The 18,093-nt window shown below is 71.4% G+C and carries 15 protein-coding genes; 6 read left to right on the top strand and 9 right to left on the bottom strand.

Annotated features, from left to right (window positions below; genetic code table 11):
* Window positions 1-69 precede the first annotated feature (69 nt).
* Complete coding sequence (locus tag A4U64_RS24715; protein ID WP_050036212.1) at window positions 70-1,215, top strand: response regulator transcription factor; 1,146 nt, start codon at window positions 70-72, stop codon at window positions 1,213-1,215.
* 34 nt (window positions 1,216-1,249) lie between these two features.
* Here A4U64_RS24715 and A4U64_RS24710 read toward each other — a convergent pair whose 3' ends face one another.
* A complete protein-coding gene (locus A4U64_RS24710; RefSeq protein WP_029546775.1) occupies window positions 1,250-1,903 on the bottom strand; it encodes a hemerythrin domain-containing protein in 654 nt (217 codons plus the stop codon).
* Window positions 1,904-2,037: 134 nt separating this feature from the next.
* On the opposite strand from A4U64_RS24710, the gene A4U64_RS24705 reads away from it, so the two are divergent.
* Together A4U64_RS24705 and A4U64_RS24700 are read left to right on the top strand one after the other, a co-directional pair.
* Window positions 2,038-2,991, top strand: coding sequence for a hypothetical protein (locus A4U64_RS24705; RefSeq protein ID WP_006934395.1), 954 nt, complete (start codon window positions 2,038-2,040; stop codon window positions 2,989-2,991).
* A 97-nt stretch (window positions 2,992-3,088) separates the two neighbouring features.
* Window positions 3,089-4,477: a glutamate decarboxylase gene (locus A4U64_RS24700; RefSeq protein WP_050036213.1), complete on the top strand. Its 1,389-nt coding sequence runs from the start codon at window positions 3,089-3,091 to the stop codon at window positions 4,475-4,477.
* A gap of 12 nt (window positions 4,478-4,489) precedes the next feature.
* On the opposite strand, the gene A4U64_RS24695 is transcribed toward A4U64_RS24700, so the two are convergent.
* Window positions 4,490-5,098 carry a YqgE/AlgH family protein gene (locus A4U64_RS24695; protein ID WP_006934398.1) on the bottom strand — a complete coding sequence of 203 codons (609 nt, stop codon included), beginning with the start codon at window positions 5,096-5,098 and terminating at the stop codon, window positions 4,490-4,492.
* Window positions 5,099-5,153: 55 nt separating this feature from the next.
* Window positions 5,154-5,849 (bottom strand): TetR/AcrR family transcriptional regulator, encoded by a 696-nt coding sequence (locus tag A4U64_RS24690; RefSeq protein ID WP_044475802.1) that lies wholly within the window; start codon window positions 5,847-5,849, stop codon window positions 5,154-5,156.
* Between the two features lie 129 nt (window positions 5,850-5,978).
* On the opposite strand from A4U64_RS24690, the gene A4U64_RS24685 reads away from it, so the two are divergent.
* Window positions 5,979-6,905 (top strand): NAD-dependent epimerase/dehydratase family protein, encoded by a 927-nt coding sequence (locus A4U64_RS24685; protein WP_050036214.1) that lies wholly within the window; start codon window positions 5,979-5,981, stop codon window positions 6,903-6,905.
* 3 nt (window positions 6,906-6,908) lie between these two features.
* Here the strand turns inward: A4U64_RS24685 and A4U64_RS24680 are convergent, their stop codons facing one another.
* Window positions 6,909-7,778: a class II glutamine amidotransferase gene (locus A4U64_RS24680; RefSeq protein ID WP_050036215.1), complete on the bottom strand. Its 870-nt coding sequence runs from the start codon at window positions 7,776-7,778 to the stop codon at window positions 6,909-6,911.
* A 122-nt stretch (window positions 7,779-7,900) separates the two neighbouring features.
* Between A4U64_RS24680 and A4U64_RS24675 the strand changes: the two genes are divergently transcribed.
* Both A4U64_RS24675 and A4U64_RS24670 read left to right on the top strand, forming a co-directional pair.
* A complete protein-coding gene (locus tag A4U64_RS24675) occupies window positions 7,901-9,178 on the top strand; it encodes an MFS transporter (RefSeq protein WP_050036216.1) in 1,278 nt (425 codons plus the stop codon).
* Between the two features lie 73 nt (window positions 9,179-9,251).
* Entirely contained in the window at window positions 9,252-10,787 is a 1,536-nt protein-coding gene (locus tag A4U64_RS24670) for a DUF4185 domain-containing protein (RefSeq protein ID WP_050036217.1), read from the top strand.
* A 78-nt stretch (window positions 10,788-10,865) separates the two neighbouring features.
* Here A4U64_RS24670 and A4U64_RS24665 read toward each other — a convergent pair whose 3' ends face one another.
* From A4U64_RS24665 to A4U64_RS24645, 5 genes are read right to left on the bottom strand one after another with little or no spacing between them, the layout of a single operon-like run.
* On the bottom strand, window positions 10,866-11,924 hold the full coding sequence (locus A4U64_RS24665) for a sulfate/molybdate ABC transporter ATP-binding protein (protein ID WP_050036218.1): 1,059 nt from the start codon (window positions 11,922-11,924) through the stop codon (window positions 10,866-10,868).
* Window positions 11,921-12,715, bottom strand: coding sequence for an ABC transporter permease (locus tag A4U64_RS24660; RefSeq protein WP_006934410.1), 795 nt, complete (start codon window positions 12,713-12,715; stop codon window positions 11,921-11,923). The genes A4U64_RS24665 and A4U64_RS24660 overlap by 4 nt, the downstream gene beginning before the upstream one ends.
* The gene (modA, locus tag A4U64_RS24655; protein ID WP_412177643.1) at window positions 12,712-13,485 is read right to left on the bottom strand and encodes a molybdate ABC transporter substrate-binding protein; all 774 of its coding nucleotides are present in this window, start codon (window positions 13,483-13,485) and stop codon (window positions 12,712-12,714) included. Before modA ends, A4U64_RS24660 begins: the two co-directional genes overlap by 4 nt.
* Window positions 13,482-13,886, bottom strand: a complete 405-nt coding sequence (locus tag A4U64_RS24650; RefSeq protein ID WP_006934412.1) for a TOBE domain-containing protein — start codon at window positions 13,884-13,886, stop codon at window positions 13,482-13,484. Before A4U64_RS24650 ends, modA begins: the two co-directional genes overlap by 4 nt.
* A 60-nt stretch (window positions 13,887-13,946) precedes the next feature.
* Window positions 13,947-18,002 (bottom strand): bifunctional nitrate reductase/sulfite reductase flavoprotein subunit alpha, encoded by a 4,056-nt coding sequence (locus tag A4U64_RS24645; RefSeq protein WP_065923259.1) that lies wholly within the window; start codon window positions 18,000-18,002, stop codon window positions 13,947-13,949.
* Window positions 18,003-18,093: the final 91 nt, after the last annotated feature.

Genomic DNA, 18,093 nt, shown 5'->3' with positions numbered 1-18,093 from the left:
GACCGCCTGAGCGCGGTTCCCTCCGGTCGAGAGGTTCTCAACCCCGCGTCCGGGGGAGATACTGACAGGGTGACTCCGGCACTGGCCGGTGCCCGGCTGAAGTCGACGATCCGCGACGCGGCCGCCGCGGCGACGGACTCCGCCGAGTTCCGGGAGGTGGTCCTGGACGCGATCCGCGCCCGGGTGCCGTACGACGGGGTCTGTCTGGCCACCATCGATCCCGCGGCTCTCGTCCCGACCACACTGACGACCCGCGGATACGAGGTTCCGCGGGCCTATGCGTCCGCCCTCGAGTTCGAGTACGGCGAGGACCCCCAACCGGGCCGGTTCGACTCGCTGCTGCACCGGGAGGTCCCCATCCGGACGCTCCGCGAGGTGACCGGCAACCGCGTCAGGAGCAGCCGGCAGTATGCCGAACTGCTCGCGCCCTACGGGATGCAGGACGAGGTACGCATGCTCTTCCGCGGCCGCGACGGAGCCTGCTGGGGCGCGTGCACGATGAGCAGGCGGCCCGGCCCGGAGTTCGCCGACGAGGAGCTCGAGACCCTGGGGACGGTGCTCACCGACATCGGGGAGGGGTTGCGCACCACCCTGTTCCGCGACGGCACCCGCACCCCCCACCCCGGCTCCGAGGGACCTGCCGTCGCGATCGTCGGCCCCGACGACGAGTTCGAGTCGATCACCGTCCCCGCACTCGAGTACTTCGAACGGCTCGGCTGGGGGCCGCCCGGCAGGCCCGTGCCCACCGCGCCCGCGGTGTCGGCAGCACTGTGGCTGCGGCGATCCGGGACGGATTCCGCGGTCTTGCGGGCCCGCACCCTCGACGGTGAGTGGGTCGTGATCCGCGTCGGGCGGTTCGACGGCGAGCACCCGCCACGGCGCGTGCTGATGACCGTGGAGCGGGCGCAACTCCCGGAGATCGTGAGCCTGGTCGCGGCAGCGCACGGGCTGACCCGGCGCGAGTCGGAGGTACTCACGCAGGTTCTCGCCGGCAGGACCCGTCACGAGATGGCCCGTGTCCTGGGCATCAGCCCGTACACGGTGCAGGATCACCTCAAGGCCGTGTTCGCCAAGACCGGCGTCAACAGCCGCGCGAGTCTCGTCGCCAAGCTGGCCCACACCGAGTACGTACCGCGCCTCGGTCAGCGCATCGGCCCCGACGGCTTCTTCACCGAACGACGTTCCCCGGAGCCGGCTTCGGCCCCGAAGAGCTGAACCGCGCGCCCCTCGGCGACTCGGCCTGCGAAGCTCATTCCCAGCGCCGCACGCGCCGGTAGCGCGGGTTCCACCAGAACCGGTGCACGAGCCGCAGCGGCACGGGCAGCTCGCTCAGCACGCGGCGGGCCTGCTCGGGGGTGGCCCCCTCGACGACGTACGGACCCAGCTGCGCGATGTCGCTGTAGGCCAGTTCCTTGACGGCGGCCTTGGACAGCGCCTGCCATTCCTGCGCGGTGATCACCTCCTTGATGAGCGGGAACGCGTCGCGCTCCTCGTGCGCGAGGTGCGACTGCAGCAGCGCCACGAGGTCGTCGATCCGATGCGGCACCTGCCGCGGGCCGTGCTCCCGGTCGTCGAACGCGTCCTCCAGTGCGGCGAGCGTGGGATCGATGAGGGAGTGCTCGGCCTCCATGTCGTCGAGCACCGCGAGGTCGTCGGGGCGGTCCGCGAGCTTGCGGCGCATCAGCGGCCAGATGTGGGTGTCCTCGATCCGGTGATGGTGGTGCAGTTCCCGGCTGAAGCCGCGCCACCCGACGAGCAGGGCGTCGTGCGTCTCGTCGTTCTCGGTGCCGTAGGTCTGGGCCACGTGCGCCAGGCGCGTGGCGTCGCGGCGGAACGCGGCGTGCAGCAGCGTCATCACGTCCATGTCGTCGTCGGTCAATGCAGTGGACTTGGTGGTGGTCATGTCGTCGACCTCGATCCCGTCGTGCTCGAACCCTTGCTTTCGAGCGTGCGACCGGCGAGGGCGGCGCTCAATCCCACATTCGGGGGAGATCGGGAGGCGGGCGGCGGCGGTTCGCCGTTCCCTACGCTGGGCCCGTGACCACCCGCCGCGTGATCGACCCCGCCGGGGCCCTGTTCGGGCTGGGGCTGCCCCTCGTCGCCGCCGGGGCGGCGCTGCTGCTGCCACGACTGTGGGAGTCGCGCCTGCCCCCGCGGATCGCCACGCACTGGTCCGGGTCGGCACCGGACGGATTCTCGGACCCGGCGTCGTTCTCGTGGACGATGGCGCTGGTGATCCTGCTGGTCGGCGGCGGCTGCAGCGCGATCGCGGCGCTGGCCCCCGCAATGCTGATGATGCGGCGCTACATGCTGGTGCTCGGTCTCGGGGTGACCGGCCTGCTGTTCACCCTGTGCGCGACGGTGCTCGTGGGCCAACTGGACGCGCCGGCCGAACGGGCGCAGCTGCCGATGTGGAGCATCGGGGCGGGCGTCGCGCTCGGCGTCGCCGTCGGGATACTCGGGGCGTCGCTGCTGCGGGACCACCGGGTCCGGCGATCCGCCGTCGCCCGCCCCGATCCGGCGTTGCCGCGCGGCCCGGTCGAGCTGCCGATCGTCGAGCAGGTCGGCACCGGAACGCGCACCACCCTCGTGCTCGCGGCGCTGGTCCTGGCCCCCGCGGTCCTCGTGTGCGGCGCGGCGCGCAGTTGGTGGCCGCTGGCGATCTTCCTGCCGGTCGCCGTGCTCGTGCTGAGCCTGCTGCGGTTCCGCGTCGTCGTCGACGACACGGGCGTGCGGGTGCAGAACCTCGGGATGACCGCGGTGGACTACGGTCTCGACGAGATCGTCGGCGCGAAGGTCGCTCACGTGCGTCCCTTCCAGGACTGGGGCGGGTGGGGACTGCGCGCCAAGGGCCGGGGCCGGTACGGCCTCGTCACGATCACCGGTCCCGCGCTGGTGGTCACCGTCGCCGGAGGGCAGGAGTTCACCGTCACCGCGTCGCAGGCCGAGCGCATGGCCGGCGCGCTCAACACCCTCGCCGATCGTCGCTGACCGGTGCGATCCGAGGACGCGGGCTACGCGAACAGCCCGCGCGTACGCGGCTGATCCGGTCTAATGGGAGCGATTGCCGACGAGTACGGAGGCCGACGTGAGCCATCGGAAGCAGTTGCACCCAGACGGAGTCCTCGAACCGGCGTACACCGGGCGCATCGACAGTGAGCCGGTTCCGGCGCTGCGGCTGCCGAAGCACTCGATGGATCCGGGGGAGGCGTACCGGTACATCCACGACGAGCTGATGCTCGACGGCAGTTCGCGGCTGAATCTCGCCACCTTCGTCACCACGTGGATGGAGCCGCAGGCCGATGTGCTCATGGCCGAGACGTTCGACAAGAATCTCATCGACAAGGACGAGTACCCGGCGACCTCGGCGATCGAGGAACGCTGCGTGGCGATGGTCGCCGACCTGTTCCACGCGCCGGGACTGTCCGACGTCGATCCGGCGTCCGCGACGGGTGTGTCCACGATCGGCTCGAGCGAAGCGGTGATGCTCGCGGGCCTGGCGCTCAAGTGGCGCTGGCGGGCCCGGCGGCAGGCGGCGGGCGAGGACACCTCACGTCCGAATCTGGTGCTGGGCAGCAATGTTCAGGTGGTGTGGGAGAAGTTCTGCCGCTACTTCGACGTGGAGGCGAGGTACCTGCCGATGGAACCCGGCCGCTACGTGATCACCCCCGAGCAGGTGCGGGAGGCGTTGGACGAGAACACGATCGGTGTCGTCGCGATCCTCGGCACCACGTACACCGGTGAGCTCGAACCGGTGGCCGAGATCGCCGGGATGCTCGACGACGTGGCCGACGAGGGCGGTCCCGACGTGCCGCTGCACGTCGACGCGGCGAGCGGCGGATTCGTCGTGCCGTTCCTGCATCCGGAACTGGAGTGGGACTTCCGGGTGCCACGGGTGGTATCGATCAACGTCAGCGGGCACAAGTACGGCCTGACCTACCCCGGTATCGGGTTCGTGGTGTGGCGCGACAAGGAGTACCTGCCCGAGGATCTGGTCTTCCGGGTCAACTACCTCGGCGGGGACATGCCGACCTTCACCCTGAACTTCTCCCGGCCCGGGAACCAGATCGTCGGCCAGTACTACAACTTCCTGCGGCTCGGCCGCGACGGGTACCGCCGGGTGATGAAGACGCTACGCTCCACCGCGAGCCGGCTGGCCGGGCAGATCGCCGGGATCGAGGGGATGCGCCTGATCTCCGACGGCACCGCCATCCCGGTGATCGCGTTCGAGCTCACCGGGGATCCGGGCTTCACCGTCTTCGACGTCTCGCACGAGCTGCGGACGCACGGCTGGCAGGTGCCGGCCTACACGATGCCGGCCGACGCCCAGGATGTGGCAGTCCTGCGGATCGTGGTCCGGGAGGGGTTCAGCGCCGACCTCGCGCGGCAGCTGTTCGCCGACCTCGAGCGGGTGTGCGCCGAGTTGCGCAAGGAGGGACCGCTCCGGCACTCCAGCGAGCAGCACTTCGCGCACTGACCGCCGGGTCGCTCAGTTCCGTTCGACCTCGATGGGGTGGGTGGCCAGCAATGCGAGCGGTAGCGGCTGCCGGCGCAGCACCCGCGCCCACAGGTCGACTCGCGGCGGTCCGAGGATGTCCTGGGGGAGGGCGGAGATGACCATCCAGTCGTCGTTGCGGAGCTCGCCATCGAGCTGACCGGCGCTCCACCCGGCGTAGCCGGCGAAGATGCGGATGCCTTCCACGAGCGGGCCGATGACGGCCGGGTCGGAGTCGAGGTCGATCATGACCACCCGCCCGTCGATCCGGCGCACCCCCGGCACGCCCTCGACGGAGACGCCGACGCGCAGCGTGCCCAGGCACAGGGCCGAGTCGCGCCGGACGGGGCCGCCGACGTAGAGCGCCTTCGGATCGGCGCTGAGCGCCGTCCACTGCGGCAGCACGGCCTGGACCGCGGTGTCGCTGGTGCGGTTGAGCACCACGCCGAGGCTGCCCACGTCGCCGTGCTCGATGATGTAGACGACCGTTCGCCGGAAGGTCGGCTCGACGAGGTCGGTGGCCGACACGAGCAGGGTTCCGGGCCGGACGGCCGGTGTCGCCGGTGCCGTGCGGTCCTCGGGTTCGTCCTGATGCTGCGCCACCCCGACATCATCCCACCGTCGCCGACGGTGCGTGGCGGCAAGGCGGGGGAGTTGTTCAGGACAGCCCGACGGTCTCGGCGAGCACCGCGAGGTGATGGTCGAACAGCTGCCCGGGGTCGGTGAAGGTGTCGGTGCCGTACTGGCCGAAGACCTCGAAGTTCACGGCCCCGAACAGGGCGGCCCAGACCAGTACGCCGCGCGCGAGGACGGCGTCGGGAACGCCGGTGCCGAGTTCGGCGCGGATCCGGCCCAGGTCGGCGGTGAGGGTGTCCGGCACGGCGACGGTGGTGGGGATGCGGAGGGTGCCGGCGGCGTGGGCGTCGTCGAGGATGCGGACGAGCCGGACGACGACGCGGGTGCCCGGACCCGTGGTCCGCTCGGCGGGGGCGTGGTAGCCGGGGACCGGGCTGCCGAACAGCAGGGCGTAGCGCGCGGGGTCGCGCAGCGCCCAGGCGCGCACCGCGTGGCCGAGCACGCGGAACTGCTCGGCGTGGGCGTCCGCGGCGACGTCGGCGAGCGCCTCGTCGACCGTGTCGGCGAGTTCGGTGTAGCCGTCGACGACGAGGAGGGTGAGCAGTTCGTCGCGGCTGGCGACGTAGCGGTACACCGCCGAGGAGACGACGCCGAGGTCGCGGGCGACGGCGCGCAGGGACAGCGCGGCGGCTCCGTGGGTGGCGAGGTGTTCGCGGCCGATCCGCAGGATGTCGGCCATCGTCTGCTGCCGGGCGCGGGCGCGGGGGGTTCCGGTCATGTCCCTCACCCTGCCAGATGTGCGAGCACCGTCAACAAAAGTGAGCACTGCTCTTGACTTTGCGCACCCGAGGGCGCATCGTGATGTCAGACAGAGAGCAGTGCTCACATTTCGAAGGAGCTGACCACCATGTCGAATCTGCAGGTCGTCACCGGAGCCGGGCCGGTCGGCTGGACCGTCGCCGAACAACTCGCCGACCGGGGCCACCGCGTCCGCGTCCTCACCCGGTCCGGCAACGGCCCCGAGCACCCGCTCGTCGAACGCCGCCGGGTCGACGTCTCCGATCCCGCCCGGCTCGGCCCCGCGCTCGAGGGTGCCGGTGCCGTGTACCACTGCATCCACGGCTCGGCCTACCGCGCCGACATCTGGGAGCGCGAACTGCCGGCGGCGGAGAGCACGGTCCTCGAGGCGGCCGGGCGCACGGGCGCGGTGGTGGTCTTCCCCGAGAGCCTGTACTCCTACAGCGAACCGGACCGGGTCATGACCGAGGACTCGCCGCGCGCGAGCACCACCGGCAAGCGGGGCGTGCGGGCCCGGCTGCTGGACCGCCGCGCCGAAAGCGCCACCCCGACCGTGAGCGTGGTCGCGTCCGACTTCTTCGGCCCCCACGCCCGCACCGCCCACGCGGGCGAGCGGATGGTGCCGGCCATCCTGGCCGGGCGCAGCCCCCGCGTGCTCGGCTCACCCGACGTGCCGCACTCGTTCACGTACGTGCCGGACCTGGCCGCCGCCATGATCGCGGCCGCGGCGAATCCCGCGGTGTGGAACCGGGTCCTGCACGCTCCCACCGGTCCGGCCGGCACGCAGCGCGACCTCGTCGCCGCGTTCGCCGCGGCCGCGCAGGTGCCGGCTCCGAAGGTCGGCACGATTCCCACCTGGATGCTGCGCGGCGCCGCGCTGGTCAACCGCGACGCCCGCGAACTGACCGAGATGCTCTACCAGTTCACCGATCCGTTCGTCATGGACTCCGCGTACAGCGAGGAACTCCTCGGCCTGCGCCCGACGCCGCTGCCCGAGGCCGCGGCCGCGACGGTGCGATGGTGGCGCGAGCGGTGACACTCACTTCCCGGTCTGGGAGGCGGCCGCCCGCTCGTCGAGGTCCGCGAGCGTGATCGGGTGCCGCGGGGGCTCGTCGACGACGACGGTGCGGGTGACCCGGAGCTCGCCGTCGACGTGCAGCAGCTCCCCGCAGCGCAGGTCCGACCAGCCCGGATCCTCGTCCATGCGCTCGCTGGCGACCACGACCGCCGGGTGCCGTGCCAGGTGGCCCGAGCGCACCCGGACCGTGCCGGCCTCGCTGGCATGCTCGAGATGGCGGCCGCCGTGCGGGCCGCCGGCGGGACGCTCGAGGACGAACAGGTCGTGGGTGTCCGGATAACGCAGCGCCCACAACTGCGTCGCGGTCGTGAGCACGACGTTCAACGCGTAGACGGGCAGATTCTCGGCGGCCCACCGGACCGCGGCGGTCAGCCCCGCGCCGACGTCGCCGCCGTGCTCGTCGATGCGACGGGTGACGAGCGCGAAGAAGCGCTCCGAGTCCGTCTCGCCCGTCACCAGGTCGCGGTACGGGCCGAGCTCGGCCTCGAGCCGCGGCAGATCGCCGAGGACGCCGTTGTGGGCGGACAGCCGCCCGCGCTGCTCGAACGGGTGCGTGTTGCCCACGTCCAGCCCTCCCGTCGAGGCGAACCGGATGTGTGCGAGGAACGTCTGTGACCGCCGCTCCTTCGCCTCCGTGGCGAACGCGCGGTCCTCGTACGCCGCCAGCGGCTGCTTCTCCACCACCGGGCGGCCGTCGTCGGTGAACGTCCCGAGCCCGGTGCCGTCCGGTTCACGCCGGCTCTGCCGGGCGAGCGAATCCGATGCGTCGAGCAGCCAGAAGGTGGCGTGCACCCGGTGCGGCGCGGCGGTCAACCCGAACAGTCGGCACATGACGGGACGTCCCCTCTTCCGGAAGTTGCCGGTTGCGCCGAGGGTAGGCCGGAAAACCTCGCCGGGGAGGCGGAACCGTCGTCGCGGGGCGACCCCGCACCGGACGGATAGTGTCGGACACTGTGCGGGAGTCGAGACGGCAGGCGTGGCGATCCACGGCGACGGCTCTGCGCCGATCGCCGGGACTGGCGCGGCTGACGGTCGTCCGCTTCGCCAGCCAGTTCGGGGACGGACTGTTCCAGGCCGCCCTCGGTGGGGCGATCCTGTTCAATCCGGAGCGCCAGACCGATCCCGCCGCGATCGCCGCGGGATTCGCGGTGTTGCTGCTGCCCTACTCGGTGGTCGGGCCGTTCGCCGGCGCGCTGCTCGACCGCTGGGACCGCCGGCTGGTGCTGCTCGCCGCCAATGCCCTGCGCGGCGTGCTCATCCTCGCCATGTCGGCGCTGCTCCTCACCGGCGGCGGATCCACCGCGCTGCTGCTGCTCGCGCTCGCCGCCGTCGGCGTCAGTCGCTTCGTGCTCGCCGGGGTGTCGGCGTCCCTCCCGCACGTCGTGCGCCAATCATGGCTCGTACCGGTCAATTCCGTGCTCGCGACGGTAGGATCGGGGATCTCTGCCCTCGGGGCGGGCATCGCGGTCACCACGATCGGCCTCGTCGGGGAAGGCGACTTCGGCTCCGGGGTGGCGGTGGCGCTCGGCGTCTCGGGCTCCGTGGTCGCCGCGCTCGCCGCCGGCGGCTTCGCCCGTCATGCGCTCGGTCCCTACCGTGCCGTGCTGCGCCACCCGATCCGGGCCGTCGCCGCCGGTCTGCACACCGGTGCCACGGCGGTGTGGGAGGCACCGGGGGTCACGGTCGCGATGATCGGTATCGGTGCGCACCGCATCGTGTTCGGCATCGACACACTCATCATGGTGCTGGTGCTGCGCGACGCCGACGGGGCCACGCTGCCGGGCGGGCTCGTCGGGTTCGGCGTCGCCGTGGGCGCCACCGCCACCGGGATGCTCGTCGCGGCGGTCGCCGCCCCGCTCGTCATCCCGCGCCTCGGCCGGCCCCGCACCGTCGTCACGGCACTGATCTGCGCGGGCGTCGTCCAGCTCGTCCTCGTCACCGGGTTCGACGAGACGGGACTGCTCGTCGCCGCGTTCCTGCTGGGTCTCGTCGGTCAGACCATCAAGCTCACCGGGGACGCCGCGATGCAGATCGAGATCGACGACGCCCGTCGCGGGCAGGTCTTCGCCCTGCAGGACACCGTGTTCAACATGGCGTTCCTCGCGGCGATCGTCGCGGGCGCCCTGGTCGTCGCGCCCGACGGCCGCAGCCCGGCGCTCGCGCTCGCCGGGGTGGCGGTGTACGTCGCCGGTCTGGTCGCGGCGACGACGATCCGGCGGCTCCGCATGTGAGTCTCCGCGGTTTCGGGCGCCGGATTTGTTAGGTTCTCCGGGGCATTTCCCCGAGTGTCCGGAGGAGAACGCGATGGCACGCAGGCACCGCACGCCGCTGGCTGTTCTCGCCCTGGTCTCGTCGACCCTGCCGCTGTTCGCGCTGCCCGCCCAGGCGTCGCCCGCCCCGCCCGTCAACTCGTGCGGCGAACCGGGCTTCGATCCCGCGGTCGAGCCCCCGGACCCCGACGCGCCGCAACTGCCACGGATCGACATCCCCCCCGTCGTGAAGATCCCCCTGCCGTACCCCGAGCTCGTGCCGGTCCCGGTCCCCGGCCCGGCGCCGGACAACACCCGCGTGCCGCAGGAGCCGTTGCCCGCCGACCCGTGCGCCGACCCGTGCCCGGACCTCGGTTTCGCGCCGGACGCTCCCGACGCCCTGCCCGGCGGCTCGAGTGGCTCGAGTGGCTCGAGTGGGTCCGCCGGCTCGAGCGGGTCCTCGAGTTACCTGCCGCGCGTCGAGCTGGATCCGCAGCCGGAGACGATCCCGATTCCCGTGCCCGGCGCGCCGGGTGCACCCGTCCCACCGGCCCCGCCACGGGAGAATCCGCCGTTCGAGCCGGGTACCGTCACCGCCCGGCCGCCCGCCCCCGCCGTGGGCGACGTCGAGCTGGTCTCCCAGCTGACCGGTCCCGGCTCGGAGAACCGCACCGATGCGCGCTGGGCCGTGCACGGCACCGACCTCGGCATCGTGTGGGAGACGCGCCCCGGCGAGGTCGCCCTCGCCTTCGGGGACACGTTCGGGCTCGAATGGACGCCGCCGGGCGGGGCCGGCGGAGACTGGCGCAGCAACGTCCTGGCATTCAGCCGCGACACCGACCTGGCGGACGGCCTCACCATCGACGCGATGGTGCAGGACAGCCCCTGCCACGCCGCGGAGATCCTCGACGCCCGGCATGTGAAGAACTTCGAGACGACCGTCATCCCCACCTCCGGCTTCGCGATCGGCGACCGCCAGTACCTGAGCTACATGTCGGTGCGACGGTGGAGCGTCGTGCCGGGCATGTGGTACACCAACCACGGCGGCATCGCCTACTCCGACGACCACGGCCAGACGTGGACGAAGGACCTGAATGCCCGCTGGGACAACGTGTTCGGGCTCGGCCGGTTCCAGGTCGCGACGATGGTGCCGCACGGCGACCACGTCTACATGTTCGGCACTCCGAACGGCCGCGTCGGATCGGTGGGCCTGGCCCGCGTGCCGGTCGACGACGTGCTCAATCCCTCCGCGTACCAGTACTGGGTGCACGACCGCTGGATGCCCGTCTTCGAGCAGCTCGCCACCCCGCTCGCCGACGGCGCGGCGAGCGAGCTGTCGGTGCGGTTCGACGTCGGACGAGGCCGCTGGCAGATGAGCTACCTGGAACCGATTGCGGGCGAAATCGTTCTCCGCGAGTCGGATTCGCCGCAGGGCGCCTGGTCCGATGCCGCGACGCTGGTACGGACCGCGGACTACCCGAAGGCATACGGCGGCTTCATGCACCCGTGGTCCCACGGCGCGGACCTGTACTTCACCGTGTCCGAGTGGGACAGCTACAACGTCTACCTGATGCGCGCCCGCCTGAACTGAATCACTCTCGCGCGCAGCGTGAGCCGAGCGAATGTATCGTTCACCTCCTCAGTCCGACGGAACGATACATTCGCTCGGTCAGCGGGCGGCATGGATGCGGACCTCGGTGGCCTTGACGACGAACCACATCGTCGCACCCGGTGTGAGCGCGAGATCGGCGGCCGCGGACGTGGTGACCTCGGCGGTGATTCCGGACTCGGCGGCCCGGACGAGGACGGTGGCACCGTGGACCTCGAGCTCGCCGACGACGACGGCGAATGAGTTGCGGGGGCTGCCGTGGGGTTCCCCGGGATAGACCGCGACGGCGGCGGGGGTGAACACCGCCACCGCCGAATTCCCTGGGGCACAGTCGTCGTCGAGCACACCGCGGACCCGGCCGACGGGGGTGTCGAGTCCGTCCGCGGTGACGGTGCCGGCGAGCAGGTTCAGGCCCGCGATGCGGGCCGCGAAGGCACTGCGCGGCCGGGACAGCACGTCGCGCACCGTGCCCTCCTCGACGATCCGGCCGTCGTCGAGCACCACGGCCCGGTCGGCGAGCGCCAGGGCATCGAGGGGATCGTGGGTGACCACCAGCGCCGTGCGTCCCGGACCGCGCAGGACGGTGCGCAGCAGCGACCGCACGGCCGGGGCGGCCGTCACGTCGAGGGCGGCCATCGGTTCGTCGAGCAGCAACAAACGCGGGTCGGCCGCCAGCGCGCGGGCAATCGCGACGCGCTGGGCCTGCCCCCCGGAGAGCTGGTGCGGCCGGCGGTCGGCGAGTTCCGTCGCGTCGACGGCGGCGAGCTGCCGCAACGCCGCGGCGCGGGCGGCCGATCGGCCTCGGCCCGCGCTGCGGGGAGCGAAGGCGACGTTGTCGAGGACGCTCAGGTGCGGGAACAGCAGCGGCTGCTGCGCGAGCAGGGCCACCCCGCGACGGTGCGGCGGCACGGCCACGCCCGCCGCGGTGTCGGTGAGCACGCACCCGTCGAGTTCGATGCGACCGTCGTCGGGCTGCAGCAATCCGGCGATCACGTTCAGCAGCGTCGACTTGCCGGCGCCGTTGGGCCCCAGGACCGCGAGCACGCGGCCGGACTCCACGGCGACAGCCAGGTCGACGTCGCGGGACCCGACCCGGGCACGCAGCCGCAGGCCGGTCACAGGCCGCCCGCGATCCGCCGCCCCCGCGCGGCGACGACGATCACGAGGGCGGCCACGACGAGCAGCAGCGACAACGCCACCGCCGCGTCGGCGTCGGTCTCGCGCTGGAGATAGATCTCGAGCGGCAACGTGCGGGTGACACCCTGGAGGCTGCCGGCGAAGGTGAGGGTGGCCCCGAACTCGCCGAGGGCCCGCGCGAAGGCCAGCACGGTGCCGGACGCGAGGCCCGGCAGCACGAGCGGCAGGGTGACCCTGCGGAAGACGGTGGTGGGCGGCGCCCCGAGCGTCGCGGCGACCGCCTCGTACCGGGTGCCGGCGGTGCGCAGGGTGCCCTCGAGGCTCATCACCAGGAACGGCAGCGCGACGAACGTCTGCGCGAGGACAACTGCCGTGGTGGAGAACGCGATACGGATTCCGAGCAGCTCGAGGTGCTCGCCGATCAGTCCGCGGCGCCCGAAGGTGTACAACAGTGCGATCCCGCCGACCACGGGCGGCAGCACGAGCGGCAGCAGCACGAGCGAGCGCAGCACCGGAAGGAAACGCACCGTGCTGCGCGCGAGCACGGTCGCCATCGGCACGCCGAGCAGGACACACAGCACCGTGGCGGCCACCGCGGTGCGCAGGCTCAGCGTCAGGGCCTGCAGGGATGCCTCGGACGTCACCAGTTCCGGGAAGCGCCGCCAGTCGACGGCGAGGATCAGCGACAGCAGCGGCAGGGCGACGAACAGTCCGCCGACGATCGCGGGGACGTGGATCCACGTCGGCAGCCCGGCCGGTCGGACGCGCGTCACGGGGCCGCGAATCCCTTCTCGGCGAGGATCCGTCGTCCCTCGAGGCCGGTCACGTACGCGACGAACGCCGCCGCCGTCACGGGGTTCGCGCCCTCGGCGAGGACGGCGACGGGGTAGATGTTGACGGCCGCCGCGGACTCGGGGAACGGCACGGCGGTCACGTCGTCGCCGGCGCGCAGAGCGTCGGTGACGTAGACGAGCCCGGCGTCGGCCTGCCCGGTGGCGACCTTGCCGAGCACGTCCGTCACCGAGGATTCCTCGCTGACCGGCTCGAGGGTGACGCCGGCGACGTCCTCGACGCGGGCGGCCGCGGCGCCGCACGGTACCTGCGGCGCACACACGACGACGTCGAGTCCGGGACGGCTCAGATCCGCGAAAGTCTGCACGTCCTCGGGGTTTCCGGGTTCGGTGACGATGGTGAGGGTGTTGGCCGCGAAGTTCACGGGCTCGCCGGCCACGAGACCGGCATCGACGGCCCTGGTCATGTTCGCCGTGTCGGCGGAGGCGAAGACATCGGCGGGGGCACCCTGGGACAACCGCGCGACGAGGTCGGCCGAGCCGGCGAAGTCGAAAACAACATCCGTGCCGGGATTTTCGGCCTCGAACCGCACTTCGATCTCCCGGAACGGTACCTGCAGCGACGCGGCCGCGAACACGGTCAACTCGCCGGTGACCGCCGTGGCGGGCGCAGGGTCGCCGTCACCACCGGAGCCGCACGCGGCGAGCATCAGCGCCGAGAGCACGACGACGACTGCCTCCCGCCGTCTCACGACGCACCCGCCGGGGTTTCGACGATCACCGTCGTGGCCTTGACGACGGCCACCCCGAGGCTGCCCGGTTCGAGGCCGAGTTCACGGACGGCCTCGGTGCTCATCAGCGACACGACGCGGTGCGGGCCGCACTGCATCTCCACCTGCGCCATGACGGTGTCGGACACCACGCGGGTCACGATCCCGGCGAACCGGTTGCGGGCGGAGCTGCCCACGCCGAGCAGATCGGGTGCCTCGTCCGCCTGACGGCGGGCGAACTCGGCAAGGTCGGCCCCCTCGACGATCTTGCGGCCGGCCCCGTCCTTGCCGGCCGGGAGGGCGCCCTGGTCGATCCACCGCCGGACGGTGTCGTCGCTGACGCCGAGCAGCCGGGCGGCATCCTTGATGCGAATCTGCGTCACAAAACAGACACTACTTCCGCTTCTGCGGACCTATCAAGCGTATTGAAACGAATTTGCGGATCAGTACACGTCGCGCACGTAGCGCTTCTCGGCGGCGAGCTGCTTGACGTACGTTTCGGCGTCCTCCTCGTCGAGCCTGCCGTGGACCTGCACCACCTCGCGCAGCGTCTCGTCGACGTCCTTGGCCATCCGGCTCGCGTCGCCGCACACGTAGAAGTGGGCACCGTCCTGCAACCACTTCCACAGCTGCGCCCCGTGCTCGCGCATCCGGTCCTGCACGTAGACCTTCTGCCGCTGGTCGCGGGAGAAGGCCAGGTCGAGCCGGGTGAGGAAGCCGTCGGCGTGCATCGCCTCGATCTCGTCCCGGTACAGGTAGTCGGTGGAGGACCGCTGATCGCCGAAGAACAGCCAGTTCCGGCCGGTGTGGCCCATCTCGCGGCGATCGTGCAGGAAGGCGCGGAACGGCGCGATGCCGGTGCCGGGACCGACCATGATCATCGGGGTCTCCGGCGTCCGGGGCGGCCGGAAGTGGGTGCTGCGCTGGACGAAGATGGGGATGTCGACGCCGTGACTGTGGTCGGCGAGGAAGCTCGAGCACACCCCGGCCCGGCCGATGCCCTCGTAGCTGTAACGCACCACCGAGACGGTCAGCTGCACCTCGCGGGGGTTGGTCCGCGGGCTCGACGAGATCGAGTACATACGGGGCTGCAGCCGCTTGAGCACGGGCAGCCACTCCTCGATCGGCGCCTTGAACGGATACGCCGAGATCACGTCCATCGCCTGTTTGCCCCACAACCACTGCTGCAGCTCGATCTTGTTACCCGGTCGCAGCAGCTTGGCCAGCTCCGCGCTCTGGGTCTGCTCGTGGACGAACCGCAGCAGCTCCGGGGTCACCCGAGCGATCTCGAGGTGGCGGGTGGCGGCCTCGCGCAGGGGAATGGTCGGCAGATCGGCGAATTCCACGGGTGTTTCCGGGTCGAGCGCGGTGACCTGCAGCCATTCGTCGACCGTCTCGGGTCCGTTGGTGGGCATCACGCCGAGCGCGTCTCCCGCCTCGTACACGAAGTCCGGGTCGTACAGCTCGAATCCGAACTGGCGCACGTCCTTCGACGACCCCGGTCCACTGAGCGGGACGTTCCGGGTCAGCCGGGTGACGAGCGGCACCTTCCGGCTGTAGGCGGGTTCGGGCTTCGCCGGGGGTCCCGGGGTGGGCGCGGCCGGTGCGGCACCGTCGGGACGCACGAGTTGTTCGACGACGGCGAGCCATTCGCCGGCCGGTTCGTCGTAGTCGGGCTCACAGTCCACCCGTTGCGTGAGCCGGGTGGCCCCGAGTTCGGCGAGCCGCTCGTCGATGCGGCGGCCGTGACCGCAGAAGTCGTCGTAGCTCGAGTCCCCGAACGCCAGCACGGCGTAGCGGGTGTCGGGAAGGCGGGGCGTGTCGTCACTGTTGAGGGCGTTCCAGAAGGCGGTGCCGTTGTCCGGGGCGTCGCCGTCGCCGAAGGTGCTGGTGATGACGAGCAGGTCGCGCACCCCGGTCAGCGCGGACACGTCGTAGTCGTCCATCCCGACCAGTGCGGCGGGCCGGCCCGCGGCGCGGAGGCGCTCGGCGCACATCCGGGCGAACTCCTCGGCGTTGCCGGTCTGCGACGCCCACGCCACCACCACCGGCGGCGCCCCGTCGGCCTCGTCGCGGTCCGGTGCGGCGTGCGCGAAGTGCCCCGCGAGCAGCCCGTCCACCCATGCCCGGGTGGCAGCCGGAAGGGGAGCCGACGCCGGGAGCACCGGCACACCTGCCTGTCCGGACTCCCGGAATCCCGTGAGAAATCCAGTCAGATAACGCTTTTCGAGATCATCGAGCACGGGCGGCGCGACGTCCCCCAGTCCGAGCGTCGAGGCGAGCCGGTCGGCCGGTGCACCCGACGGTTCGGGCCGGGCGGGCGTTGCCACCTTGGTCAGCGACACCGCGCACACCTTGAACTCCGGCTGCAGCGACGCCGGATCGACGGCGTCGTTGGTGACCGCGTTGACCGACAGGTACTCCCCGAACATGTCGTTCCAGTGGAACGGGGCGAAGCAGCATCCCGGCCGTACCCGGTCGGTGACCACGGCCGGCAGCACCGCCCGGCCCCGGCGGGACGCGACCTCCACCTGGTCACCGTCCGCGATCGAGAGTCGTTGCGCATCGCCGGGATTGATCTCGACGAAGGGTCCGGGGTTCAGCTTGTTGAGCTTGGCGACCTTCCCCGTCTTGGTAAGAGTGTGCCACTGGTGCTGGACGCGGCCGGTGCCGAGCACGACGGGGAAGTCGTCGTCGGGCATCTCGGCCGGCAGCATGTGTGGTCGGGGGTGGAACGCGGCCCTGCCGGTGGCGGTGGCGAACCGCAGCCGGGGGGCGGTGCCGTCCTCCGACCTCAGCAGGGTCTGGCTCACCCCGTCGTTGACATAGCGGATCGGGTTCCTGTCGGTCGCGGCGTCCGGCGGGCACGGCCATTGCACGGGGGTCTCGCGCAACCGGTCGTACGTGATTCCGCGCAGGTCGTATCCGGTCTTGGGGTTCCAGAAGCGCGTGATCTCCTCGAAGATCTCCTCGGGGCAGGAGTAGGTGAACGCCTCGGCGTAGCCCATGGCGCAGGCGACGCGCGCGATGATCTGCCAGTCCGGCAGGGCCTGGCCGACCGGATCGATCGCCTGCTGCAGCAGCGTCAGGTTGCGCTCGGAGTTGACCATCACCGCCTCCGACTCCGCCCACAGCGCTCCCGGCAACAGGACGTCTGCATACGCGGTGGTTTCGGTCTCGAGAAAGACGTCCTGCGCGACGACGAAATCGGCCTTCTCGAGAGCTTCGACGACGGTGCGTCGATTGGCCACGGAGGCAACCGGATTGGTGCAGATGATCCAGCAGGCCCGGATGGTGCCCGCGGCCATCTGCTCGAACATGTCGACGGTGCCCTTGCCGACCGTGGTGGGGATCGCGCCGGGCGGCAGCCCCCACTGCTGTTCGACGAAGGCCCGCTCGGCGTCGACGAGGACGGAGCGCTGCCCCGGCAGGCCGGGCCCCATGTAGCCCATCTCGCGGCCGCCCATGGCGTTGGGCTGGCCGGTGAGCGAGAACGGGCCGCTGCCGGTGCGGCAGATCGCGCCGGTGGCCAGATGCAGGTTGCAGATCGCGTTGGTGTTCCAGGTGCCGTGGGTGCTCTGGTTCAGGCCCATGGTCCAGCACGACATCCAGTCACCGGCCTCGCCGATCCACCGGGCGGCCGTGCGGATGTCCTCCTCGGCCAGTCCGGTGATCTCCGCGACGCGTGCGGGGGTGTAGTCGGCGAGGAACCCGGGCATGGCGTCCCAGCCCTCGGTGAATTCCGCCACGAACGCTCGGTCGACGTGCCCGTTCTCGACGATCAGGTGCAGCAGGCCGTTCAGCAGCGCCAGGTCGGTCCCCGGCGCGATCTGCAGGAACAGGTCCGCCTTCTCGGCGGTGGCCGTGCGGCGGGGGTCGACGACGACGAGCTTCGCACCGGCCTTGACCCGGTTCATCATCCTGAGGAAGAGGATGGGGTGGCAGTCGGCCATGTTCGCGCCGCTGACGAAGAACAGGTCCGCGTGGTCGAAGTCCTGGTAGGAGCCGGGCGGGCCGTCCGCGCCGAGCGACTGCTTGTAGCCGGTGCCGGCGCTGGCCATGCACAACCGCGAGTTGGACTCGACGTTGTTGGTGCCGACGAACCCCTTCGCGAGCTTGGTGATCAGGTACTGGGCTTCGAGGGACATCTGGCCGGAGACGTAGAAGGACAGGGCGTCGGGTCCGTGCTCGTCGAGCACCTCCCGCAACCGGCGGGCGGTCTCGGCGATCGCGGCGTCGACCTCCACGGGCACCGGCGCACCGCCGCGTTCGGCGCGACGGTACGCGCTCTCCATCCGCCCGCCGGCGGCCAGCATCTCGGCGCTGGTCGCCCCCTTCGTGCACAGGCGCCCGAGGTTGGTGGGGTGCTCCTTGTCGCCGTACGCGTCGAGCACCCGGCGGGCGCCGGTGGCGGGGTCGAGGCCGACCTCGAGCACCATGCCGCAGCCCACGCCGCAGTATGAGCAGGCGGTCTTGACCTTCGTGATCTCGCCCTGCATCGAACCGCTCCTCACCTGGGTCGGCCACGTTCCTCCGGCCAGGTCTCATGCTCCCGACACCGTGTTTCGTGGGCATTAACCGTGGTGAGTC

The sequence above is a fragment of the Rhodococcus sp. WB1 genome, from assembly GCF_001700945.1.
GTDB lineage: Bacteria > Actinomycetota > Actinomycetes > Mycobacteriales > Mycobacteriaceae > Rhodococcus > Rhodococcus aetherivorans.
This window is presented reverse-complemented; position numbering and strand designations above follow the sequence as displayed.